The organism is Mycobacterium sp. (assembly GCF_025965855.1).
GTDB lineage: Bacteria > Actinomycetota > Actinomycetes > Mycobacteriales > Mycobacteriaceae > Mycobacterium.
In genome coordinates this window covers 22237-44189 of record NZ_JAOPWB010000006.1, presented here as the reverse complement: position 1 = coordinate 44189, position 21953 = coordinate 22237, and the positions used below count along the sequence as shown (strand labels likewise).

Below are 21953 nucleotides of genomic sequence, written 5' to 3'. Positions count from 1 at the left end.
GCGATGTTCATCGACGACGACCACATCTTGCGAGCCTCGTCCTCAACGGTCTGCGCGTGGACCTCAAAACGTCCCGCCATCGCCCGCATCTGATGCGGGTCAGTCATAAAACGTGTAGCCATGTTGCCTTTCTCCTTCTGGACTAACTTCCTGGATTTCTCATACAGATTGGCCTTGGTCGGCGGCTGCGTGGATCCGGGAGCCGCCGATCACACGTGATCCCTCTTTCTCAACCTGCCGCCGGAGAAGTCGGTATCACGCTGGTTGTGCGCGGCATGTCGAAGCGAGGTTCCGCTTCGGCTTCCCACGCGCTCCATTCGTCCCACTCGTTCCATTCACCCGTGCCCTCAGTGGCGACCTCCGGGTTCAGCCCGTCGGCCGCCTTGTCATTGGCATCGGTGCCGTCTTCCGGCTCCGGTGCCCAATGGTCATAGTCATCCGGCGGAACGGCCACCCCCCACTTCAGGGGAACCGATAAACCGCCGAGCATGCCCGACTCACCACGCTTCGCCGCCACCGCATCGTCCGGCAGCGGCGAACCAAGAGGCAATAGCACGCTGCCCCCTTTCACAGCCGTCTTCGTACTTTTCTCACCCCGTGGCGAACTATTCACCACCAGGCACTTCGCATCGTAAGTCAATCCTGAGGACAATATCCGGGATTCACCGATTTCGCTCCTTTTAAGACAAGTCGCGAACATGGACGAACCGAGGGCCGGATCCGGGTCGAAGCGGCCGCCGGCGTCGCGCTCCGCCGGCGGGAACCGGCCATTTGACCTGCGGCTCGGGTCTGATCGGGAGTCGTTGCCAGGCAACACCTTCCGGCGCGGGCAGCGAATTTTGGCGGATTCCCGGGGCGATGCCGTTGTCGGGGTTATGGATATGGGGCGCGGCGGGCCGAAGCTCCCTGCGGATTCCCACCGGCCGGCCCGAGGTGGCGCGGCGAATTATCGGTCGTTTTAGCGACGCGCGGTGGATCCGGCCGCGGGAAATGAAAAGCGGTTCGGCCGGCGGGTAAACATGCCGAAGGCGCGGGCAACACCATTCCCCCCAGGTGTTACCCGCGCCTTTGGTAGCTGATACGTGGCCTATCCGACGCCGGTCCGCGGCACCACGCTGGGCCGAGACTGGATCACGTGGGTCGGGCTGGCCCCGCCCCGGCCCATCATCCCGCCGGGCATGCCACCGCCGGCACCGCCACCGCCCATCGGCATCGGCATCATCGGCATGCCGCCGCCCATGGGGGCCCCGGCCGCCGCAGCTGCGCCGGGCACTTCGCCGGCCATCCCCGACATCGCCGCACTGACCATCCGGGATGGCGCCGACCCCTGCCAGGTCGGGGGCACCGACATCGCTCCGACCAGCCGCGCCTTGCCCAAACCGGCCTCGGCGCCACCCAGGCCGCCGATTCCACCGCCAAGTCCCTTGCCCGCCGGACCGGCGCTGCTGACGAACTTCGCCGGATCCATGGCGCCGGCCGCACCCGTTGCTCCAGCCAGCCCCGCCGAATTCGCGCCGCCCATTCCCGCTTGGGCCGCCATCATGATCGGCGACATCATCATGCTCACCGGCATCATTCCAACCTGGGCGACCGTCGACAGCGACGAAACTGGCAACGCCGAAGCCAGGGACGACGCCTGCGACGCCACCCCCCCAACCGACATCAACGGACCAGCAATCGACGCCGTCAGTCCAGCGCCCTGCGTTGCGACACCAGTCAGCGGCGCCGTCAGCAGCCCCGCCAGGCCGGCGAGGTTCAACGGGGGCGGGCTGAACGCCGGCAACGCCGCGGCCACCCCCATCGCCCCGCCGTGATAGCCCAGCATCGCGGCGACGTCCTGGGCCCACATCTCCATGTACTCGAATTCGGTCATAAAGATCGCCGGGGTGTTCTGGCCCAGGATGTTCGTCGCGATCAGCGCCATCAGCTGGACACGGTTCGCGGTGACCGCCGGCGTGGGCACCGTCGCCGCCAACGCGGACTCAAACGCCGTCGCCGCGGTGCGGGCCTGAAGGGCCGCGGTCTCGGCCTGCCCGGCGGCCGCGCTCAGCCAGCCCACGTACGGCGTCGCCGCCGCCGCCATCGAGACCGACGCCGGACCCGCCCACGGCCCGTCGGTCAACCCGGTGACGACGTTTTGAAACGACGCCGCGGCACCCGACAGGTCCGACGCCAGCGCGTCCCAGGCCGACGCCGCCATGAACAAGGGCCCCGAACCCGCGCCGGCGAACATCAGCGCCGAGTTGATCTCCGGGGGAAACAACGTAAAAGCAGGAATCATCACAACCCCAACACATCCGGCCGCGTCAACGGCTCCGACAACTACGTAGCCAACGTTCGACTGCGACGACTAGACGCATGCCTACCGCCACGGCTGAAGCGTAAGTCAATCGCGAACCGAAAATGGGGCGTTTCACGAAATCGGTCCCCATTCGGATGGCAGCGGGGCGGGAGGCCGCGTGATCGGCCTGGGTTAAAGCGGGCGACTATCCGGACAAGCGGCCCGGCGGGTGTCAAAAACATGGACAAACTGCGCCGGGGTTCCCGCGTTCGAGGCACAGGGGGGCCTTCCGCAAAGACGCGGCGAGGCGTTCACCCGCCAATACATGCACCGGGCGAAGAAGTCGCAAAATGCCCGTAAATCTTTTAGAACAAGTTCGTGAAGAAGCCCCTTTGCTGAGGCGAACGCGCTGGAGTCGCCGGTTCCCCAGGTGAACAAACCCGAGCTCATGATGCCCGCGACGACGCTACCGACGTCGTCAACGCCCGCGTTCCGGTAACCGGAGTTGTCAAATCCGGTGTCGAGGATCCCGGAGCGCCCCGGCTTGGTACTCATAGTGCGGGTGTTGGTGAACACCGGAATTCCGGAAAGCCGAGTTTTGAAAGCCAGAATTTCGGTGTCAGTGGGATTGTTCTGGCCTAAGCCCGAATTTCTCGCTGCCCGGGTTGAAGAAACTGGAGTTGAGGACAATTCACGAAACCGGTGTTCGAGTTGCCCGAGTTCAAGAAGCCGGAATTGCCGAAGTTGCCGACCCAAAAAACGATGGGACACTCGAAGCGTCGGAGAGGCTGGCCTAGCAGCCCTTCAGGCGCGTCGCGAGGTATTCGGCGACGGCGCCCATCGCGACCCGATCCTGCGTCATGGCGTCGCGCTCGCGCACGGTGACGGCGTCGTCCTCGAGTGAGTCGAAATCGACCGTCACGCAGAACGGCGTACCGACCTCGTCCTGGCGCCGGTAGCGGCGACCGATGGCGCCGGCATCGTCGAAATCGATGTTCCAGCTTTTGCGCAATTCGGCCGCCAGGTCGCGGGCCTTGGGGCTCAGGTCGGCGTGCCGCGACAGCGGCAGCACCGCGGCCTTGACCGGCGCCAGCCGCGGGTCGAGCCGAAGCACGGTGCGCTTGTCCATGCCGCCCTTGGCGTTCGGGGCTTCGTCCTCGGTGTAGGAGTCGATCAAGAACGCCATGAACGACCGCGTCAGGCCTGCCGCCGGTTCGATGACATACGGCGTGTACCGAGTGTCGGTCACCTGGTCGTAGAACGACAGGTCAACGCCGGAATGCTTTGCGTGCGTTGATAAGTCGAAATCGGTACGGTTGGCGACACCTTCCAGCTCGCCCCAGGGGTTGCCGACGAAACCGAACTTGTACTCGATGTCGACGGTGCGGTCCGAGTAGTGCGACAACTTCTCCTTCGGGTGCTCATACAGCCGCAGGTTCTCCGGATCGATGCCGAGGTCCACGTACCACTGCAGCCGGGTGTCGATCCAATACTGATGCCATTCCTTAGCGGTCGACGGCTCGACGAAGAATTCCATCTCCATCTGTTCGAACTCACGGGTCCGGAAGATGAAGTTGCCGGGGGTGATCTCGTTGCGGAAGCTCTTGCCGATCTGTCCAATTCCGAACGGCGGCTTGCGGCGGGCCGTCGTCACCACGTTGGCGAAGTTGACGAAGATGCCCTGCGCGGTTTCGGGCCGCAGGTAGTGCAGCCCCTCCTCGGTTTCGATGGGTCCGAGATAGGTCTTGAGCATCATGTTGAACTCGCGGGGTTCGGTCCATTGGCCCTTGGTGCCGCAGTCCGGGCAGACGATCTCGGTCATCGGCACCGAATCGGGGTCGTCGATCCCCTTCTTGGCCGCGTAGGCCTCCTGCATGTGGTCCTGGCGGTGTCGGTGGTGGCAGTTCAGGCACTCGACCAGCGGGTCGTGGAAGACCTCGACGTGGCCGGAGGCCACCCATACCTGGCGCGGAAGGATGATCGACGAATCGATGCCCACCACGTCGTCGCGGCCGGTGACCACCGAGCGCCACCACTGGCGTTTGATGTTCTCCTTGAGCTCCACGCCCAGCGGGCCGTAATCCCACGCCGATTTGGTGCCGCCGTAGATCTCGCCCGAGGGAAAGACGAAGCCCCGCCGTTTGGCCAGGTTGACTACTGTGTCGATGACGGACGCCACGGGGCGGTGCACTCCCTTTCGAAGATCCAGGCAGACAGGTGCGACGGCGAAGCGCCGCCGCAAAACATCAGTCATGGTATCGACCGCCGCCTCGGGCACTCATCGGCTTTGACATGCGTCATCATGCATGTGACAGTGGAAGGCGGCCGATCATGGCGCTTCCAAATATCCGGCACTTCTCGAGGTGATGACTCTCCCATGGCGATGTCCTCCTCTGTGCCCTTTCCCAAGTCCTCTTCGGTGCCGACCGCTGCCGGCGGCGACATGCGATCCGACCTGGGCGTGGTGCCGCACGAGCACGGCGAAGCCGACTCCGGCGACCACGCGATATTTCCCGAATATCCCGTGCCGCCGTCGCGGGAGATTCTTGACGCCGCCGGAGAGCTGTTGCGCGCGCTGGCCGCGCCCGTGCGGATCGCCATCGTGCTCCAGTTGCGCGAATCACAGCGCTGCGTGCACGAACTGGTCGACGCCTTGGGCGTGCCACAGCCGCTGGTCAGCCAGCATCTGAAGATACTCAAGGCGGCTGGCGTGGTCGCCGGGGAGCGATCCGGCCGCGAAGTGCTGTACCGGCTCGCAGACCACCACCTCGCACACATCGTCGTCGATGCCGTCGCCCACGCGAGCGAGGACACCTTATGAATGGCGCGAGCGTGCGCTCCACCCGCCAGCGGGCCGCGATTTCCACGCTGCTCGAGACGCTCGACGAATTCCGCTCGGCCCAGGAGCTGCACGATGAGCTGCGCCGGCGCGGCGAGAACATCGGTTTGACCACCGTGTATCGGACGCTGCAGTCGATGGCGGCGGCGGGAATGGTCGACACGCTGCGCACCGACACCGGCGAATCGGTCTACCGCAGATGCTCGGAGCACCATCACCACCATCTGGTGTGCCGCGGCTGCGGTTCCACCATCGAGGTGGGCGACCACGAGGTCGAGGAGTGGGCGACGCAAGTGGCCGCCAAGCACGGCTTTTCCGACGTCAGCCACACCATCGAAATCTTCGGAACGTGCTCGGAGTGCGGGTCCTAGGCTTACCCGAGCCGGCACGGTGCGGCATGTTTTCTTTGATCTGAAAAAAGTGTCCGAGACGCGCCCGCCGCGTGCTCCTACCCATGAGTGGCCCACGGGCCGAGGCAAGCAAGACTCAAGGGAAGCGAGAATACGATGCGGAATCCAACGCCCCACCTGCGGCCGGTACGCGACGTAGAGACTCCGTCACTGCAGTTCCGGACCATCCACGGCTACCGCCGCGCCTTCCGGGTTGCGGGCTCGGGTCCGGTCCTGCTGCTGATCCACGGCGTCGGCGACAACTCCAAGTCCTGGGGGCCCGTGCACGCCAAGCTGGCGGAGCGCTTTACGGTCATCGCGCCGGACCTGCTGGGCCACGGCGAGTCCGACAAACCCCACGCCGACTACTCGTTGCCGGCCTTCGCCAACGGCATGCGCGACCTGCTCGCCGTGCTCGGTATCGAGCGGGTCACCGTCGTCGGGCATTCGTTCGGTGGCGGCGTCGCGATGCAGTTCGCCTATCAGTACCCGCAGCTGGTCGAGCGCATCGTGCTGGTGAGCGCCGGCGGCGTCGCTCAGGAGGTGAGCCTGGCGTTGCGGTTGGCGGCGATGCCGATGGGCGCCGAGGCGCTGGGCGTGCTGCGCGCGCCTGGCCTGATGCCCGCGATGCGGCGCATCGGCCGCGCCGTCGGGACCGTGCTGGGTTCCACCAGGCTCGGGCGTGACGCCGTCGATGCGGTGCAGCTGCTCGAGGGCTTCCAGGATCCCGCCGGGTTGGCGGCTTTTGCGCGCACCTTGCGGTCGGTGGTGGACGCGCGCGGCCAATTCGTCACCATGCTGGACCGCAGCTATCTCGTGGAATCCGTTCCGGTGCAGATCATTTGGGGCGAAGACGACGTGATCATCCCGGTGGACCATGCCCACACGGCCCACGCGGCGATGCCCGGTTCGCGCGTCGAGATCTTCGAAGACTCCGGGCACATGCCGTTTCACGACCACCCGGATCGCTTCGTCGAGGTCCTCGAGCGGTTCATCGACTCGACCCGACCGGCCGATCACGAACCGGACCGCGTGCGCTCGCTGCTGCGGACCGGCGGCCGCGACGACCTTGCCCCCGATTCGGTGGCCGTCGCGCCGACCGAATCCGCCGTCTGCTAGCCCGTCACGGAACGCCGTATCTCGGCGCCCGTGTCCAGCACCAGCAGGATCAGGGTGCGCAGGGCGTCGTCGGTTAGTCCGCCACCGGGAAAGTTGTAGCGCAGCATCACGTCGGCGGTTTTGGATGCGCTCTTGCCGGAGTTGCGCTGCACCGCCTTCTCGCTGACCTTCTCGACCAGCGTCACGCTGCCGAAGTTGCTCTCGCGCGCCTGCTTGGCGATCTGGTCGCCGATTTTCTTGGTGAGCGGCAGGTCCCAGGCCAAGATCTGGGTCAGCGAGATCAGGTCGAGGTCCTCGGCGATGTTCACCACCCGTAGCGACGCCAGCGTGCCGTTGTGGCGCACCGTCAGCGCGCCGTCGGGTTCCTCCTCGACGGCAAGGACGTCGCGCAGTATCGACGCCAAACGCTCCTGCAGTGACGGCATTTAGGCGCTCCCAAACCTTCGATTGCGCTCAGCGTATTCCTCGCAGGCCGCCCACAGGTCGCGGCGGTCGTAGTCGGGCCACAGCTTGTCGGAGAAGATGTACTCGGCGTACGCCGCCTGCCACAACATGAAATTGCTGGACCGCTGCTCCCCCGACGTCCGCAGGAAAAGGTCGACGTCGGGGATGTCGGGCCGTTGCAGGTGACGGGAGATCGTCGCCTCGGTGATGCGTTCGGGGTTGAGCCGGCCGGCCTCGACCAGACGAGCGATATCCTTTGCCGCTTCGGCGATTTCGGCGCGGCCGCCGTAGTTCACACAGTAGTTCACCGTGATGACGTCGTTGCGCCGCGTCATGGCCTCCGCGATCGCCAATTCATTGATGACGCTGCGCCACAGGCGGGGCCGGGAACCCACCCACCGGATCCGGACCCCGATCTCGTTGAGGTTCACGCGGCGCATCCGCACCACGTCGCGGTTGAACCCCATCAGGAACCGGACCTCTTCGGGGGAACGCTTCCAGTTCTCGGTGGAGAAGGCGTACAGGCTGAGCCACTTGATCCCGATTTCGATTGCGCCGCAGACGATGTCGATTACGACCGCCTCGCCCGCCCGATGCCCGTCGGTCCGGGTCAGCCCGCGTTGAGAGGCCCAGCGACCATTGCCGTCCATCACGATCGCCACATGATTGGGTAATCGGTCCAACGGGATCCGCGGCGCGGCCGCTTTCGAAATGTGCTGCGGCGGCCGGCGCGGCCCACCGTCGGCGGACGGCGGCAGCTCCGGGAAGGCGACCGGCCAGGTCGACGTGTCGGGAAAGACCGGGTAATCGTCGGGCGCGGGGGGCAGTTGGGGGAAGTTCGGCTTGCGCTCAGCCACAGACCGTATCCTGCCCGATCAGCGCGGCGCGCCGTTCGGCGATGGTGCGGTCGACGTGATATGTCCGCTCTACCAGCGGCAACGTTTTGAGCTGCCGTTCCAGATGCCACTGCAAGTGCGCGGCCACCAATCCGCTGACGTAGCTGCGGTGTGATTGCGGCGACGCTTCGGCGGCCTCCCAATCGCCGTCGTGCAGGGCGGCCATCAGATCCAGCACACCCGGCGGCGGGGTGGTCGAACCGGCCGGGCGGCAGTGTGTGCAGACGCTGCCCCCGGCGGCGACGTGAAACGCCCGATGCGGACCGGGCGTGGCGCACCGGGCGCACTCGGTGAGCGCCGGCGCCCATCCGGCGATGCCCATGGCACGCAGCAGATAGGCGTCCAGCAGCAGGTCACGGGGCCGGTGTCCGTCGGCGACCGCCCGCAGCGCGCTCACCGTGAGCCGGTGCAGGGCCGGGGCGGGTGCCCGCTCCTCACCGGCGAGGCGTTCGGCGGTTTCCAGCATCGCGCACCCGCAGGTGTACCGGCCGTAGTCGCTGACGATGTCGGTGGCGAACGCGTCGATGGCGACGACCTGGGTGACGATGTCGAGATTGCGGCCGGGGTGCAGTTGCGCGTCGATGTGAGCAAACGGCTCGAGTCGCGCGCCAAATTTGCTGCGGGTGCGGCGCACGCCCTTGGCCACCGCGCGAACCAGCCCGTGATCGCGGGTCAGCAGGGTGACGATCCGGTCGGCTTCGCCGAGCTTGTGCTGGCGCAACACCACAGCCCGGTCACGATATAGCCGCATCACAATAGTTTTGCACCCCGCTGCGACAATGCGGGTATCCGCGCCGTTAGTCTCGTACCCCGTGATTGGCGCTTCCGGGTCCGCTTTCGGGGCCCTCTCCGGCTCGGGTTCCGGATCCGGCGGCCAGCGCCTGCCCACGCTGACTGACCTGCTCTATCAGCTGGCCAGCCGCGCGGTTACATCCACCACGCTGGTGAGCCGCTCCCTGCACGCCATCCACGCGAGCCAGCCGACGCTGAACGCCTTCCGGGTGGTGCTCACCGAGTCGGCGCTGGCCGATGCGGCGGCGGCCGATCGGCGGCGCGCGGCCGGGGACACCGCCCCGCTGCTGGGCATCCCGATCGCGGTCAAAGACGACGTCGACGTCGCGGGAGTGCCGACCGCGTTCGGCACCGAGGGGTACGTCGCGCCCGCTACCCACGACGCCGAGGTGGTGCGCCGCCTGAAAGCCGCCGGCGCGGTGATCGTCGGCAAGACGAACACCTGCGAACTGGGCCAATGGCCATTCACCAGCGGTCCCGGATTCGGACACACCCGCAACCCCTGGTCGCGCCGGCACACGCCGGGCGGATCCTCGGGGGGTAGCGCGGCCGCGGTGGCCGCGGGTCTGGTCGCCGCCGCCATCGGCTCCGACGGCGCCGGCAGCGTGCGCATCCCCGCGGCGTGGACGCACCTGGTGGGCATCAAGCCGCAGCGCGGCCGCATCTCGACCTGGCCGTTGCCGGAGGCGTTCAACGGCATCACGGTCAACGGCGTGCTGGCGCGCGCGGTGGCCGATGCGGCGTTGGTGCTGGACGCCGCGTCGGGCAACGTCGAGGGCGACCGGCACAAACCGCCCCCGATCACGGCGTCCGACTTTGTCGGGAAGGCGCCCGGTCCGCTCAACATCGCGCTGTCAACCCGGTTCCCGTACACCGCTTTTCGGGCCAAGTTGCACCCCGAGATCCTGGCCGCGACCCGGGCCGTCGGCAAGCAGCTCCAGCTACTGGGCCACACCGTGGTGCCCGGCAACCCCGACTACGGCCTGCGGTTGTCGTGGGACTTCCTGGCCCGGTCCACCGCGGGGCTGCGGGACTGGGAGGAGCGGCTGGGCGACGGGGTGGTCCTCGACCCCCGCACCTTGTCCAACCTGCGCGTGGGCCACGTGATGGGCGAGGCGATCCTGCGCAGCGCGCGCCGCCACGAAGCCGTCGACCAGCGCAGGGTCGGTTCGATCTTCGACATCGTCGACGTGGTGCTCGCGCCCACCACCGCCCAACCGCCGCCGTTGGCGCGGTCCTTCGACCGGTTGAGCGGGTTCGGCACCGACCGCGCCATGATCGCGGCTTGCCCATTGACCTGGCCATGGAACGTGCTGGGGTGGCCGTCCATCAACGTGCCCGCGGGCTTTACCTCCGAAGGTTTGCCAATCGGCGTGCAGCTGATGGGGCCGGCAAACAGCGAGGGCCTGCTGATCTCGCTGGCCGCGGAGCTGGAGGCCGTCTGCGGCTGGTCGACCAAGCAGCCGAGCGTGTGGTGGCGTCCCGGCGGCGACACGCCGCCGGCCGGCACGCCGCCGCGAAGGTGAGGTGCCGCCCGAACGCGAGGGCGCGCGCACATAGCCCGGGACAACACGGGTATTCCGTTGCAATGGATCAATCCGATGCTCCACTGCTGAATGCGCTGGCCGACTACCGCGATAAGGACCGGTACGGGTTCACGCCACCGGGCCACCGGCAGGGCCGCGGCACCGATGACCGGGTCCTCGCCGTGCTGGGCCGCGAACCTTTCCTCGACGACGTGCTGGCCAGCGGGGGGCTGGATGACCGCCGGACAAGCAACGGGTTCCTGAAGCGCGCGGAAGACCTCATGGCCGACGCCGTGGGTGCCGACATCGCATGGTTCTCCACCTGCGGCAGCTCGCTCTCGGTGAAGGCGGCGATGATGGCCGTGGCCGGCGGCGACGGCAGCCTGCTGGTGAGCCGGGACAGCCACAAGTCCGTCGTGGCCGGCCTCATTTTCTCCGGTGTGCAGCCCCGCTGGATCACCCCGCGCTGGGACGCCGAGCGTCATTTCTCGCACCCGCCCTCACCGCAACAGGTGGAGGAAACCTGGGAAAAGCATCCCGACGCCGCGGGAGCGCTGATCGTGAGCCCCAGCCCGTACGGCACCTGTGCCGACATCGCCGGAATCGCCGGAATCTGCCACGCGCGCGGCAAGCCGTTGATCATCGACGAGGCCTGGGGCGCGCACCTGCCCTTCCACGAGGACCTTCCGACCTGGGCGATGGACGCCGACGCGGACCTCTGCGTGGTCAGCGTGCACAAGATGGGCGCCGGTTTCGAACAGGGCTCGGTGTTTCACGTGCAGGGCGACCGGATCGACCGGGACCGCCTCTCGGCCTGCGCGGATCTCCTGATGACCACCAGCCCCAGCGTCCTGGTGTATGCCGCGATGGACGGATGGCGGCGGCAAATGGTCGAACAGGGTCACGACTTACTCGGTGCCGCACTGGATTTGGCGTGCCAGCTGCGCCAGGACATCGAACTGATTCCGGACGTGCAGGTGCTCGACGACGAGCTGCTCGGTGTGGAGGCATCCCATGACCTGGACCGGTTGCAGGTGTTGATGGATGTTTCGGAGACGGGCACCTCCGGTTATCAGGCCGCCGACTGGCTGCGCGCGCACGCCCCCGTCGATGTTGGGATGAGCGATCACCGCCGCATCCTGGCGACCCTGTCCTTCGCCGACGACAAGACCACCGCGGGGCGCCTCACCCAGGCGCTCACGGAATGGCGCACGGCGGCCGACGATTTCGACCGGCCGCCGCAAATCGACCTGCCCTCACCCGAGGAGCTGCAGCTGGAAACCGTCTGCCTGCCCCGCGACGCGTTCTTCGGGCGCGTCGAGGCGGTGCCCACCGACCGGGCCGCGGGACGGATCTCCGCCGAACAAGTCACCCCGTACCCCCCGGGCATTCCCGCCGTCGTGCCGGGCGAGCGCCTCAACGCCGGCGTGCTGAACTACTTGTGTTCGGGCGTGCGCGCCGGGATGAACGTCCCCGACGCGGCGGATCCGTCGCTGCAGACGATCCGGGTGCTAAAAACCTAGCCGGCCAAGCTGTTTGGGGTCGCTCTGCCAGTTTTTGGCGACCTTGACGCGCAGGTCGAGGTAGATCTTGGTGCCCAGCAGCTTCTCGAGCTGGGCGCGCGCGGCGGTACCCACTTCCCGCAGCCGCGCGCCGCCCTTGCCGATGACAATGCCCTTCTGGCTGTCCCGCTCCACGTAGAGGATGGCGTTCACGTCGATGAGATCATCCCGGCCGTCGCGCCTTGTGATTTCGTCGATCACCACCGCCAGCGAATGCGGCAGCTCGTCGCGAACCCCCTCCAGGGCGGCCTCGCGGATGAGCTCGGCCATCAGGACCTCTTCGGGTTCGTCGGTCAGCTCCCCGTCGGGGTAGTACGCCGGGCCGACGGGCAGCGCCGCGGCCAGCACGTCGATCAGCACGTCGACCTGCGTGCCGGTTGCCGCGGACACCGGGACGATTTCGGCCGAGCCGCCGACCAGTTCGCTTGCGCCGACCAGCTGCGCGGCGACCCGGTCTTTGGGCACCTTGTCGATTTTGGTGACGACGGCCACGAGCGTGGTCTTGGGCGCGATCGCACGAATCTGTTCGACGATCCACCGGTCGCCCGGGCCGATGGCCTCGTCGGCCGGGATGCACAACCCGATCACGTCGACTTCGGCGTAGGTATCGCGGACCAGGTCGTTGAGCCGCTTGCCCAGCAGGGTGCGCGGCCGATGCAGGCCCGGGGTATCGACCAGGATGATCTGGAAGTCTTCCCGGTGCACGATCCCGCGAATGGTGTGCCGGGTGGTCTGCGGACGCGTCGAGGTGATCGCCACCTTGGCGCCGACGAGGGCGTTGGTCAGCGTCGACTTGCCGGTATTCGGCCGGCCGACCAAACATACGAAGCCCGAACGGAATTCAGCCATGATCACCCGTCGCCGAGCGTGCACACAGTGCGATTTTCGCCGGATATTTTCGCCGTGAGCGCACGTTCGGCGTCATAACAGGTTGCCGGCGCGGTCGGTGACGATGATGACGGCCGTCGGCGAGAGTTCGCGAACCGCGACGATCCCGGGATCGTCCGCGGATCCCGCCACCAGGACGGCGGCCTCCAGCCTGGTCGCGCCGCTGGACGCGGCGGCGGCGACCGCGGACTGCAGTCCGCTCAGCTTCAGTGTCGACAAGTCCACCGGCGCGGCCGCATACGTGCGTCCGTCGACATCCCTGACCGCGGCGCCGCTGCCGGCTTCGGCGCGGGCCATCGCGGCCCGGGCCAGCACCACCAGCTTGGCGTCCTCGGCGTCGAGCTCCTCAGCCATGGCCACCGGCCTCCCCGTCGGTCGATCCGTTGGACCCGCCGTACTCGGCCGGGCTCAGCAGTACGGTGTTGATCCGAACTCGCCCTCGATGATCCGGGCCGCCCTCGGCGCGCAAGCGCAGGCCGTGCGAGACCACCTCGGCCCCCGGCAGCGGCACCCGGCCCAATTCCAAGGCGACCAGGCCTCCCACGGTGTCGACGTCGAGGTCGTCGTCGAATTCCACGTCGTACAGTTCCCCGACGTCTTCGATCGGCAGCCGCGCGGAAACCCGAAAGCGCTTGTCGCCCAACTCTTCTATTGGGGCCGTCTCCGCCTCGTCGTACTCGTCGGCGATCTCGCCGACGATTTCTTCCAGCACGTCTTCGATGCTGACCAGGCCGGCTATCGCGCCGTACTCGTCGACCAGCAGCGCCATGTGGTTGCGGTCGCGCTGCATCTCCCGTAGCAGCGTGTCCAGCGGCTTGGAGTCCGGCACGAAGATCGCCGGGCGCATCACCTGCGACACCTTGGTGTCCCGGCCGCCATCGGGCGACAAGAAGGTCTGCCGGACAAGGTCTTTCAGGTACACCACCCCGACGACGTCGTCGACGTTTTCGCCGATCACCGGGAGGCGGGAATGCCCGCTGCGCACGGCGAGGTTTGTCGCCTGGCTGGCGAACTTGTCGCTCTCGATCCAGATCATCTCGGTGCGCGGCACCATCACCTCGCGGGCCGGGGTGTCACCGAGCTCGAAGACCGACTCGATCATCCGGCGTTCGTCGGCGGCGACCACGCCGCGCTGCTGGGCCAGGTCGACGACTTCGCGCAGTTCGATCTCGGAGGCGAACGGCCCGTTTCGCAACCCGCGGCCCGGCGTGAGCGTGTTGCCCAGCACCACAAGCAACCGGCTGAGCGGCATCAACAACCACGAAATCACCCGCAGCGGAAGGGCCGTCACCAAGGAAATGGAATACGCGTGCTGGCGGCCGAGGGTGCGCGGTCCGACTCCGATCACGACGAAGCTGGTCACCACCATGATGGTCGCGGCGCCGAACAGCGCCCATTTCATGCCGAAGTTGTCGTAGAGGAACACCACCAGCAACACGGTCGCGGTGATCTCGCAGATGATGCGCAGCAACACCACCAGATTGATGTAGCGTGGCCGCTCGCTCATCACCTTGAACAGCGACACCGCGCCGGGTCGCTCCTCGCGCACCAGTTCCTGCACCCGCGCCAGCGACACCGTGCTGACCGCGGCGTCGATCGCCGCGAAAAGGCCGCCCAGAGCGATCAGGGCGATCGCGCCGAGCAGCTGCGACACGCCGGTCAATTGTCGAAATACCTTGACTTGTCCAGCAATCGGCGGTCGCGCTCCTCCTGGCGATCTTGCTGGTAGGCCTCGACCTGTTCGGCGACCCATTCTTGGAGCAACCGGTCCTGCAGCGCGAACATCTCTTTTTCCTCGTCCGGTTCGCCGTGGTCGTAACCGAGCAGATGGAGCACGCCGTGAATCGTCAACAGCGCCAACTCATGGCCCAGGCTGTGGCCCGCCGCGGCCGCATGCTCGGCGGCGAATTCCGGGCACAGCACGATGTCGCCCAGCATCGAGGGGCCCGGCTCGGGCGCGTCGGGGCGGCCGCCGGGCTCGAGCTCGTCCATCGGGAAGCTCATCACGTCGGTGGGCCCGGGCAGGTCCATCCAGCGCATGTGCAGGTCGGCCATCGCCGCGGTGTCCAACAGCACCATCGACAGCTCGGCGCTCGGGTTGACGTCCATCCTGGCGATGACAAACCGCGCGACGCTGACCAATTCCGCTTCGGAGACGTCGATGCCCGACTCGTTGGATACTTCGATGCTCATAAGTTCATCGCGCTCATCATCGGCGGGTGCGGGTACCCGAGGCCCGCCGGGCCGCCCGGTTCATCCCCGAGCCGGGCTCCTCGTAGCGGGCGTAGGCGTCGACGATCTCCGAGACCAGCCGGTGGCGCACGACATCCACGCTGGTCAGCTCCGCGATGTAGATATCCTCGACGCTCTCGAGGATGTCGACCGCGGACCGCAGCCCGGAACGGGCGCCGCCGGGAAGGTCGATCTGGGTCATGTCCCCGGTGACGACGATCTTCGACCCGAAGCCCAGTCGGGTGAGGAACATCTTCATCTGCTCGGCGGTGGTGTTCTGCGCCTCGTCGAGGACGATGAACGCGGAATTAAGGGTGCGGCCCCGCATATATCCGAGTGGCGCGACTTCGATGACGCCGGCGGACATCAGCTTCGGGATCAGCTCGGCATCCATCATGTCGTACAGGGCGTCATACAGCGGCCGCAGGTAGGGATCGATCTTCTCGCTCAGCGTTCCAGGCAAAAAGCCAAGGCGCTCACCGGCTTCCACGGCAGGCCGGGTCAGGATGATCCTGCTTACCTGCTTGGTCTGCAGGGCGTGGACAGCCTTGGCCATGGCCAGATACGTCTTACCGGTACCGGCGGGGCCTACCCCGAAGACAATGGTGTTGGCGTCGATGGCGTCGACGTAATGCTTCTGGTTGAGCGTCTTGGGCCGAATCGTGTTGCCGCGGCGCGACAAGATGTCCAGGGTCAGCACCTCGGCCGGTGACTCGTTGCCGGTACCGACCAGCATGGCAACGCTGTGGCGCACCACCTCCGGCGTCAACGGCTGACCGCTGGCCACGATCGAAACCAGCTCGGAAATCACCCGTTCGGCCAGTGCGACGTCGGCCGGCTCACCGGCGAGGGTGACGGCGTTGCCCCGCACGTGCAAATCGGCGTTCAGTATGCGTTCCAACGCGCGCAGGTTTTCGTCTGCCGAGCCCAGCAGGCCCACCACTAGGTCTGGCGGAACATCAATGCTGCTGCGAACCTGAGAAGATGCCGATGACGAGGTAGCAGCCTTGGTTTCGCGGGGCGTCACGTGGCTTCTGATGCCTGCTTTCTGGTCGGCTTGTCAGGGGTTTGCTCGGCTGCCTCAGTCTACGCCGGGGCCCCCGGTTGGTCAGCTTTGAGCAGCGTCTTCAACGGCAGGACACCTGGTCCGGGACCTCACGAGCCCGGACGACACCGGCAGCTGCGCCTGGTCGGGTAGCAGCACGTGATTGGCGAAGGATTTCGCGGTCATGGCCGCCATGGTGGCGGCGACGTCCTTGGGCGATGAACTCGGCGGCGACGTGCTCGTCAAAGATGGCGCTCAAATCCCGCGGGCTACTCATCCAGAGGCTCCCTTCGTCGCGAGACTGTAATTGTGCGGGGAAAGTCCGAGTAGCGGCCTGTCAAACTACAGGCTCGACGCGGCATCCCATCGCGGGGTGAGCACGCCCAGCGCACCCAGCGCCACCGCGGCCGCGGTCGACGTCCGCAGCACCTGCGGGCCGAGACGCACCGCCACCGCGCCCGCCCCGGTCAACGCGGCGATCTCGTCCGGCGCGATGCCGCCTTCCGGACCGACCACCAGCAGCACCGAATCTGCTTGTGCCACATGAAAATCCGCCAGCCGATCGGTCGCCGACTCGTGCAGGGCCAGCACCGCCGACCCGGCCGCCACCTCGTCGCGGACCCGTCGGGTCAGCGCCGACGTGGACAGCACGCCCTCGACGGACGGGATGTGCGCGCGGCGGGACTGCCGGGCGGCCGAACGGGCGACGGCACGCCACCGGCGCAGACCCTTGTCGACCCGGGCGCCGTCCCAGCTGGCCACACAGCGGGCCGCCTGCCAGGCCAGGAACGCGTCGGCGCCGGCTTCGGTGGCCAACTCGATCGCCAGCTCCGAGCGATCGGACTTGGGCAGGGCCTGCACCACCGTCACCGCCGGACGCCCGGGGGCGACGCTCCAGCGCCCCAGCACCCGCGCGCGCAAGCCCTCGCGGCCCGCGTGCTCGACCTCGCAGCGGGCGAGGCCGCCGTTGCCGTCGCCGAGGACCAGTCGCTCGCCGGGCCGGATCCGGCGCACCGTGGCGGCGTGGAACCCCTCGTCGCCGTCGACGACGGCGAGCGCGCCGGTGTCGGGCAGTTCGTCAACGTAGAACAGCGTCGCCACCATGCGCGGGGCTCCTAGAAACTAGCGCCCGGTGAAGGTCTCGCGGAGCCGGCTGAACAGGCCGCCGCCGGCATGGGTCGAACGGACCTCGGCCACGTCGCGGCTGCGTCGGGTCTTCAGCTCGCGCAGCAGTTCGCTGTCGTGGTGGTCCAGCCGGGTGGGGACCACCACCTCGACGTGGACGTTCAGGTTGCCCCGGGCGCCCGACCGCAGGTGCGGCATCCCGTGGCCGCGCAGTGTGAGGATCGTGCCGGGCTGCGTGCCGGGCGGAATGTTGATCTCGCTCTTGCCGTCCAGGATGGCGTCGATGGTGACGGTGGCGCCCAGCGCCGCGTCGACCATCGGCACCGAAACCGTGCAGTGCAGGTCGTCGCCATCGCGGACGAAGATGTCATGAGCCTGCTCGTGGACCTCGACGTACAGGTCGCCGGCCGGCCCTCCCCCGGGCCCGACCTCACCCTGGGCGGCAAGCCGGACCCGCATGCCGTCGCCGACACCGGCGGGAATCTTGACGCTGATCTCCCGACGGGCCCGCACCCGCCCGTCGCCCATGCATTGGTGGCACGGATCGGGGATGACCACTCCCACGCCGCGGCAGGTGGGACACGGCCGCGACGTCACCATCTGGCCCAGCAGCGAACGCTGCACGGTCTGCACCTCCCCGCGGCCACCGCAGGTGTCGCAGGGGACGGGCGCGGAATCGCCGTTGGTGCCCTTGCCCTGGCAGCGATCGCAGAGGACCGCGGTGTCGACGGTGACCTGCTTGGTCACCCCCGTCGCGCACTCTTCGAGATCCAGCCGCATCCGCAGCAGCGAGTCGGAGCCGGGCCGAACCCGTCCGATGGGACCGCGGGAGGCCGACCCCGCGCTGAAGCCGCCACCGAAGAAGGCCTCGAACACGTCGCCCAAATTGCCGAAGCCGCCGAATCCGGCGCCGGCCGTGGCGGCGTTCTCCAGCGGATCCCCGCCCAAGTCGACGATCCGGCGTTTCTCCGGGTCGCTCAGCACCTCGTAGGCGACGCTGATTTCCTTGAACTTCGCCTGCGCGGCCTCATCGGGGTTGATGTCGGGATGCAGCTCGCGCGCCAACTTGCGGTATGCGCGTTTGATCTCCGCATCGCTGGCGTTTCTGCTCACGCCGAGCAGCCCGTAATAGTCGCGTGCCACGCCTGACTCTCCTGAAGGGTCTTAGGCCGCGCCTACGCGGCCGTCCACAAACTCTGATGCGGGTGCGCGGTCATCGGGCACCCAGAACTTCGCCGATATAAAGAGCAACCGCAGCCACGCTGGCGATAGTTCCCGGATAGTCCATCCGGGTGGGTCCCAGCACACCCATGCCGCCGTACACGGTATCCGAGGTGCCGTAGGCGGTGGACACCACCGAGGTGCCCACGATCTGCTCGGCGGCGGTCTCGTGCCCGATGCGCACCGTCACCTTGCCGGCTTGCTGCTGGGCCGCCAGCAACCGCAGCACCACCACCTGCTCCTCCAGGGCCTCCAGGATGGACCGCAGGGAACCGCCGAAATCCGCGGCGTTGCGGGTCAGATTGGCGGTGCCGCCCATCAGCAGGCGTTCCTCGGTGTGCTCCACCAGCGACTCCAGCAACACCGTCGCCGAGCGGCCCACGGCGTCGCTCAGGCTGTTGGGCCGCCCGCTGCGCCCGTGGAACTCCCCGGCCAAGTCGGCGACCGCCGTCGACGCCGCGGAGAGCCGCTTGCCCACCAGGGCCTGGCCGAGCATCTCGCGCAACTGGGAAAGCTGATGGTCGTCGATGACGTCGCCGAGTTCGACGATGCGCTGGTCCACCCGTCCGGAGTCGGTGATCACCACCATCAACAGCCGCGCCGGTGTCAGCCCGACCACTTCCAGATGGCGGACGCTCGACGTCGACAGCGTCGGGTACTGCACCACCGCAACCTGGCGAGTCAGCTGCGCCAACAGCCGCACCGCGCGGCGCAGCACGTCGTCGAGGTCGACGCCGGACTCCAGGAAGCTTTGGATCGCCTTCCGCTCCGCCGACGACAGCGGCTTGACGTCGTCGAGCCGGTCCACGAACTCGCGGTAGCCCTTTTCGGTGGGCACCCGCCCTGAGCTGGTGTGCGGCTGGGCGATGTAGCCCTCGGCCTCCAGCACCGCCATGTCGTTGCGGACCGTGGCGGACGACACACCCAGGTTGTGCCGCTCCACCAACGACTTCGAACCGATCGGTTCCTGCGTGGCGACGAAGTCGGCGACGATCGCGCGCAGCACCTCAAAGCGACGCTCGTCGGCACTTCCCATCGGCACCCACCTCCTTGATCGTGTCCATTTTACGGTCTCAAGAGCTGGTAACCGCCATCCGCGGGTCGTCTGGCGATAACCGCCGGCAAGTTCCCGGCTAGCCTGTCCAGCATGTACCCGTCGGGCCGCCGCGACGCGTCCGGAACGTCCAAGACGACCCGCCGATGATTTTCAAGGGCGTGCGCGACGGCAAGCCGTACCCGGACCACGGGCTGTCCTACAAGGACTGGTCCCAGATACCGCCGCAGCAGATCCGGCTCGACGAACTGGTCACGACGACGACCGTGCTGGCGCTGGACCGCCTGCTGTCGGAGGACTCCACCTTCTACGGCGACCTCTTCCCGCACGCGGTGCGATGGAAGGGCATCACCTACCTCGAGGACGGCCTGCACCGCGCGGTGCGCGCCGCGCTGCGGAATCGCACCGTGCTGCACGCCCGGATCTTCGACATGGACATGCCGCTGAGCCAGCAGACGTAGCTCCGGTCACGTTCGGGCCCCGCCAGGTGTCGACCTAGTGAGGACGACACTCAAGGAGGACCGCCATGTCTCGGCTTCAAGGAGTCTCCGACCGCGACGCCGGCCCGGGCGCGAAGATCGCCTTCTTCTTCACCAGACGCAAGCTGGCGCAGATGACCGGCCTGAAAACCGCGGGGATGCTGGAACCGCTGCGCATGTACGCGCACATCCCGCGATTGCTCAACGCCTACGGCAAGCTGGAGCAGGCCGAGTCGAAACTGGACATCCTCAGCCCCCGCCACCGCGCGCTGGCCGAACTGAAGTCGGCGACCACCGTGCGCTGCGAGTACTGCATCGACCTCGGTTCACAGATCGCCCGCCAGTGGGGAATCACCGACGAGGAGCTGCTGGGGATGGCCGATTACCGCAACGCCGCATGCTTCTCCGAGCTCGACAAGCTGATCCTGGAGTACGCCACCGCGATCAGCCGCACCCCGGTCGAGGTGAGCGATCGGCTCTTCGGAGCGCTGCGCGCCCACTTCGATACGCCGCAACTCGTCGGGCTCACCCACGTCATCACGCTGGGCAACCTGCGCGCCCGGTTCAATATCGCGCTCGGCATCGGTTCGTCCGGCTTTTCCGGCAACCGGGTCTGCGCCCTGCCCGAGGCCGGTCGCGCGTGACGGCGGGGGACGCTTCGCTGTCCGCGCGCTTCGAGGCGGCGCGGCCAAGGCTGGGCGCCATCGCCTACCGCATGCTGGGCTCGGTCGACGACGCCCAGGACGCCGTGCAGGAGGCGTGGCTGCGGCTCAGCGCCAGCAACGGCAACGGCAACGGCACCGGTGCTGAAGATATCGCCAACCTCGACGCCTGGCTGACCACCGTGGTGGCCCGCATCTGCCTGAACGCGTTGCGCGACCGCCACGGGCGCGGCCGGGAGGAGCCGGTCGGGCACCTGCCGGATCCGATCGTGGATGCCGAGGGCGAATTCGATCCCGAACACCGGGTGATGTTGGCCGACGCGGTGGGGTTGGCGCTGTTCGTGGTCCTGGATACGTTGCCGCCGGCCGAGCGGCTGGCGTTCGTGCTGCACGACGTGTTCGCGGTCCCGTTCGACGAGATCGCCCCCATCGTCGACCGGACGCCGGAGGCGACGCGCAAGCTGGCCAGCCGGGCGCGCCGGCGCATCGAGCAGGCCGATCCAGCCCCCGACGGTGGTTTCGCCGCGCAACGCGAGGCCGTCGACGCCTTCTTCGCCGCGGGCCGCGCCGGCGACTTCGACCGGCTGGTGTCGGTGCTGGATCCCGGCGTTGTCTTGCGCGGCGATTTCGGCCGTGGCGCAACCGGATTCCGCGCCGAGGGTGCGGAATCCGTCGCCAGGCTGGCCCGCAGCTACGCGGGACCCGAGCGCGAGGTACGCCCCGCCACGGTCAACGGCGCCGCCGGCGCGGTCATCGTCGTCGCCGGCCGACCCAGCGCGATCATGGGATTCGTCGTCCGCCGCGGGCGGATCGCCGCGATCGACGTGCTGGCCGACCCGGAGCGCATCGCGCGGACCGACCTGAGCGCGGTGACCGGCTAACCCGTCGCTGACGCTGCCTGTATCAGCGCGATGGCGGCGTCGTGCTGCAGGATCCAGTTGCCGCCTTGGTTGACGAACGCGAGGTGCTTGGTCACCGGGCCGGCGAACCTCGGACCCCCGATGGCGACGTCGGCCTGGGCCGCGTTCGGGCCGGCCGGCGCAATGTTCGTCACGGTGAACGTCTCCGGGAAGTTCCCGTTCCGGTAGGCCTTTCTCAGGTCGTGGTCGGCGACGTGGCCCTCGTCGGGATTGATGCCGTTTTCGACCAGGTTGTTCTTGGTCGTATACGACACGCCGGGATTGGTGGCCTGGTCGCAAAGGCCGGACAACTGCTCCGGGGTCGGCAGCCCCGGCGCGGGCGGCGGCTCCTGCGGTAACGGCGCGCCGACCGCGGTCAGTTGCACCTGACTCGGCGGTGCGCCAGCAGCGATCCCCGCGGCGGCGCCCCCAACGACGGCCAACGCCACCACGCTTGTGACTACAAATTTCATGGTTCCCCCTCCAGTGTTTCGTGGACG

Annotated in this window: 23 protein-coding genes and 1 pseudogene; 8 read left to right on the top strand and 16 right to left on the bottom strand. The window is 67.7% G+C overall.

The window, feature by feature from the left end; translation table 11 throughout:
* From JWP83_RS00490 to JWP83_RS00475, 4 genes and pseudogenes are all read right to left on the bottom strand, one after another.
* A pseudogene (locus JWP83_RS00490) lies at nucleotides 1-122 on the bottom strand (WXG100 family type VII secretion target); the annotation flags it as partial.
* Between the two features lie 107 nt (nucleotides 123-229).
* Nucleotides 230-556, bottom strand: coding sequence for a hypothetical protein (locus JWP83_RS00485; RefSeq protein ID WP_367185557.1), 327 nt, complete (start codon nucleotides 554-556; stop codon nucleotides 230-232).
* A gap of 531 nt (nucleotides 557-1087) precedes the next feature.
* The gene (locus tag JWP83_RS00480; RefSeq protein WP_297724510.1) at nucleotides 1088-2281 is read right to left on the bottom strand and encodes a PPE family protein; all 1194 of its coding nucleotides are present in this window, start codon (nucleotides 2279-2281) and stop codon (nucleotides 1088-1090) included.
* A gap of 793 nt (nucleotides 2282-3074) precedes the next feature.
* Nucleotides 3075-4472 carry a glycine--tRNA ligase gene (locus JWP83_RS00475; RefSeq protein ID WP_297724530.1) on the bottom strand — a complete coding sequence of 466 codons (1398 nt, stop codon included), beginning with the start codon at nucleotides 4470-4472 and terminating at the stop codon, nucleotides 3075-3077.
* Nucleotides 4473-4664: 192 nt separating this feature from the next.
* On the opposite strand from JWP83_RS00475, the gene JWP83_RS00470 reads away from it, so the two are divergent.
* From JWP83_RS00470 to JWP83_RS00460, 3 genes are all read left to right on the top strand, one after another.
* On the top strand, nucleotides 4665-5102 hold the full coding sequence (locus JWP83_RS00470) for a helix-turn-helix transcriptional regulator (RefSeq protein ID WP_297724526.1): 438 nt from the start codon (nucleotides 4665-4667) through the stop codon (nucleotides 5100-5102).
* Nucleotides 5099-5491 carry a Fur family transcriptional regulator gene (locus JWP83_RS00465; RefSeq protein WP_297724507.1) on the top strand — a complete coding sequence of 131 codons (393 nt, stop codon included), beginning with the start codon at nucleotides 5099-5101 and terminating at the stop codon, nucleotides 5489-5491. The genes JWP83_RS00470 and JWP83_RS00465 overlap by 4 nt, the downstream gene beginning before the upstream one ends.
* Nucleotides 5492-5626: 135 nt before the next feature.
* Nucleotides 5627-6628 (top strand): alpha/beta fold hydrolase, encoded by a 1002-nt coding sequence (locus JWP83_RS00460; protein WP_367185555.1) that lies wholly within the window; start codon nucleotides 5627-5629, stop codon nucleotides 6626-6628.
* Here the strand turns inward: JWP83_RS00460 and JWP83_RS00455 are convergent.
* The 3 genes from JWP83_RS00455 to recO are packed head-to-tail and all read right to left on the bottom strand — an operon-like array spanning nucleotide 6625 to nucleotide 8719.
* A complete protein-coding gene (locus tag JWP83_RS00455) occupies nucleotides 6625-7053 on the bottom strand; it encodes a hypothetical protein (protein ID WP_297724504.1) in 429 nt (142 codons plus the stop codon). The two genes, JWP83_RS00460 and JWP83_RS00455, sit on opposite strands and share 4 nt — an antisense overlap.
* Entirely contained in the window at nucleotides 7054-7938 is an 885-nt protein-coding gene (locus JWP83_RS00450) for a decaprenyl diphosphate synthase (protein ID WP_297724523.1), read from the bottom strand.
* Entirely contained in the window at nucleotides 7922-8719 is a 798-nt protein-coding gene (gene recO / locus JWP83_RS00445) for a DNA repair protein RecO (protein ID WP_297724501.1), read from the bottom strand. The genes JWP83_RS00450 and recO overlap by 17 nt, the downstream gene beginning before the upstream one ends.
* Nucleotides 8720-8780: 61 nt before the next feature.
* Here recO and JWP83_RS00440 point away from each other — a divergent pair, with 61 nt between their 5' ends.
* Together JWP83_RS00440 and JWP83_RS00435 are read left to right on the top strand one after the other, a co-directional pair.
* The gene (locus tag JWP83_RS00440) at nucleotides 8781-10286 is read left to right on the top strand and encodes an amidase (RefSeq protein WP_297724498.1); all 1506 of its coding nucleotides are present in this window, start codon (nucleotides 8781-8783) and stop codon (nucleotides 10284-10286) included.
* Between the two features lie 62 nt (nucleotides 10287-10348).
* On the top strand, nucleotides 10349-11809 hold the full coding sequence (locus tag JWP83_RS00435; protein ID WP_297724494.1) for an ornithine decarboxylase: 1461 nt from the start codon (nucleotides 10349-10351) through the stop codon (nucleotides 11807-11809).
* Here JWP83_RS00435 and era read toward each other — a convergent pair.
* The 8 genes from era to hrcA all read right to left on the bottom strand — a co-directional run bounded on the left by era (nucleotide 11798) and on the right by hrcA (nucleotide 19395).
* Nucleotides 11798-12697: a GTPase Era gene (era, locus tag JWP83_RS00430; RefSeq protein WP_297724491.1), complete on the bottom strand. Its 900-nt coding sequence runs from the start codon at nucleotides 12695-12697 to the stop codon at nucleotides 11798-11800. The two genes, JWP83_RS00435 and era, sit on opposite strands and share 12 nt — an antisense overlap.
* A gap of 72 nt (nucleotides 12698-12769) precedes the next feature.
* A complete protein-coding gene (locus tag JWP83_RS00425) occupies nucleotides 12770-13090 on the bottom strand; it encodes a cytidine deaminase (protein WP_297724488.1) in 321 nt (106 codons plus the stop codon).
* Entirely contained in the window at nucleotides 13083-14399 is a 1317-nt protein-coding gene (locus tag JWP83_RS00420; RefSeq protein WP_297724484.1) for a hemolysin family protein, read from the bottom strand. Before JWP83_RS00420 ends, JWP83_RS00425 begins: the two co-directional genes overlap by 8 nt.
* A complete protein-coding gene (ybeY, locus tag JWP83_RS00415; RefSeq protein ID WP_297724482.1) occupies nucleotides 14396-14929 on the bottom strand; it encodes an rRNA maturation RNase YbeY in 534 nt (177 codons plus the stop codon). Before ybeY ends, JWP83_RS00420 begins: the two co-directional genes overlap by 4 nt.
* A 16-nt stretch (nucleotides 14930-14945) precedes the next feature.
* A complete protein-coding gene (locus JWP83_RS00410; RefSeq protein ID WP_297724479.1) occupies nucleotides 14946-15995 on the bottom strand; it encodes a PhoH family protein in 1050 nt (349 codons plus the stop codon).
* 360 nt (nucleotides 15996-16355) lie between these two features.
* Complete coding sequence (locus tag JWP83_RS00405) at nucleotides 16356-17117, bottom strand: 16S rRNA (uracil(1498)-N(3))-methyltransferase (RefSeq protein WP_297724476.1); 762 nt, start codon at nucleotides 17115-17117, stop codon at nucleotides 16356-16358.
* Nucleotides 17118-17135: 18 nt separating this feature from the next.
* Nucleotides 17136-18281: a molecular chaperone DnaJ gene (gene dnaJ / locus JWP83_RS00400; protein ID WP_297724473.1), complete on the bottom strand. Its 1146-nt coding sequence runs from the start codon at nucleotides 18279-18281 to the stop codon at nucleotides 17136-17138.
* Nucleotides 18282-18351: 70 nt separating this feature from the next.
* Nucleotides 18352-19395 (bottom strand): heat-inducible transcriptional repressor HrcA, encoded by a 1044-nt coding sequence (hrcA, locus tag JWP83_RS00395; protein WP_297724470.1) that lies wholly within the window; start codon nucleotides 19393-19395, stop codon nucleotides 18352-18354.
* Between the two features lie 164 nt (nucleotides 19396-19559).
* Here hrcA and JWP83_RS00390 point away from each other — a divergent pair, with 164 nt between their 5' ends.
* The 3 genes from JWP83_RS00390 to JWP83_RS00380 all read left to right on the top strand — a co-directional run bounded on the left by JWP83_RS00390 (nucleotide 19560) and on the right by JWP83_RS00380 (nucleotide 21435).
* Nucleotides 19560-19874 (top strand): type II toxin-antitoxin system VapB family antitoxin, encoded by a 315-nt coding sequence (locus JWP83_RS00390; protein ID WP_297724467.1) that lies wholly within the window; start codon nucleotides 19560-19562, stop codon nucleotides 19872-19874.
* Between the two features lie 65 nt (nucleotides 19875-19939).
* A complete protein-coding gene (locus JWP83_RS00385) occupies nucleotides 19940-20536 on the top strand; it encodes a carboxymuconolactone decarboxylase family protein (RefSeq protein WP_297724464.1) in 597 nt (198 codons plus the stop codon).
* Complete coding sequence (locus JWP83_RS00380) at nucleotides 20533-21435, top strand: sigma-70 family RNA polymerase sigma factor (protein WP_297724461.1); 903 nt, start codon at nucleotides 20533-20535, stop codon at nucleotides 21433-21435. The genes JWP83_RS00385 and JWP83_RS00380 overlap by 4 nt, the downstream gene beginning before the upstream one ends.
* Here JWP83_RS00380 and JWP83_RS00375 read toward each other — a convergent pair.
* Nucleotides 21432-21926, bottom strand: a complete 495-nt coding sequence (locus JWP83_RS00375; protein WP_297724459.1) for a hypothetical protein — start codon at nucleotides 21924-21926, stop codon at nucleotides 21432-21434. The genes JWP83_RS00380 and JWP83_RS00375 overlap by 4 nt on opposite strands.
* Nucleotides 21927-21953: the final 27 nt, after the last annotated feature.

Excerpts from the sequence above, each read along its gene's own strand:
- JWP83_RS00385 (WP_297724464.1), top strand. The coding sequence starts at position 19,940 with ATGTCTCGGCTTCAAGGAGTCTCCGACCGCGACGCCGGCCCGGGCGCG.
- hrcA (WP_297724470.1), bottom strand. The coding sequence starts at position 19,395 with ATGGGAAGTGCCGACGAGCGTCGCTTTGAGGTGCTGCGCGCGATCGTC.
- JWP83_RS00470 (WP_297724526.1), top strand. The coding sequence starts at position 4,665 with ATGTCCTCCTCTGTGCCCTTTCCCAAGTCCTCTTCGGTGCCGACCGCT.
- JWP83_RS00465 (WP_297724507.1), top strand. The coding sequence starts at position 5,099 with ATGAATGGCGCGAGCGTGCGCTCCACCCGCCAGCGGGCCGCGATTTCC.
- ybeY (WP_297724482.1), bottom strand. The coding sequence starts at position 14,929 with ATGAGCATCGAAGTATCCAACGAGTCGGGCATCGACGTCTCCGAAGCG.
- JWP83_RS00375 (WP_297724459.1), bottom strand. The coding sequence starts at position 21,926 with ATGAAATTTGTAGTCACAAGCGTGGTGGCGTTGGCCGTCGTTGGGGGC.
- JWP83_RS00455 (WP_297724504.1), bottom strand. The coding sequence starts at position 7,053 with ATGCCGTCACTGCAGGAGCGTTTGGCGTCGATACTGCGCGACGTCCTT.
- JWP83_RS00390 (WP_297724467.1), top strand. The coding sequence starts at position 19,560 with ATGATTTTCAAGGGCGTGCGCGACGGCAAGCCGTACCCGGACCACGGG.
- JWP83_RS00480 (WP_297724510.1), bottom strand. The coding sequence starts at position 2,281 with ATGATTCCTGCTTTTACGTTGTTTCCCCCGGAGATCAACTCGGCGCTG.
- recO (WP_297724501.1), bottom strand. The coding sequence starts at position 8,719 with ATGCGGCTATATCGTGACCGGGCTGTGGTGTTGCGCCAGCACAAGCTC.
- JWP83_RS00405 (WP_297724476.1), bottom strand. The coding sequence starts at position 17,117 with ATGGTGGCGACGCTGTTCTACGTTGACGAACTGCCCGACACCGGCGCG.
- JWP83_RS00460 (WP_367185555.1), top strand. The coding sequence starts at position 5,627 with ATGCGGAATCCAACGCCCCACCTGCGGCCGGTACGCGACGTAGAGACT.
- JWP83_RS00425 (WP_297724488.1), bottom strand. The coding sequence starts at position 13,090 with ATGGCTGAGGAGCTCGACGCCGAGGACGCCAAGCTGGTGGTGCTGGCC.
- JWP83_RS00435 (WP_297724494.1), top strand. The coding sequence starts at position 10,349 with ATGGATCAATCCGATGCTCCACTGCTGAATGCGCTGGCCGACTACCGC.
- era (WP_297724491.1), bottom strand. The coding sequence starts at position 12,697 with ATGGCTGAATTCCGTTCGGGCTTCGTATGTTTGGTCGGCCGGCCGAAT.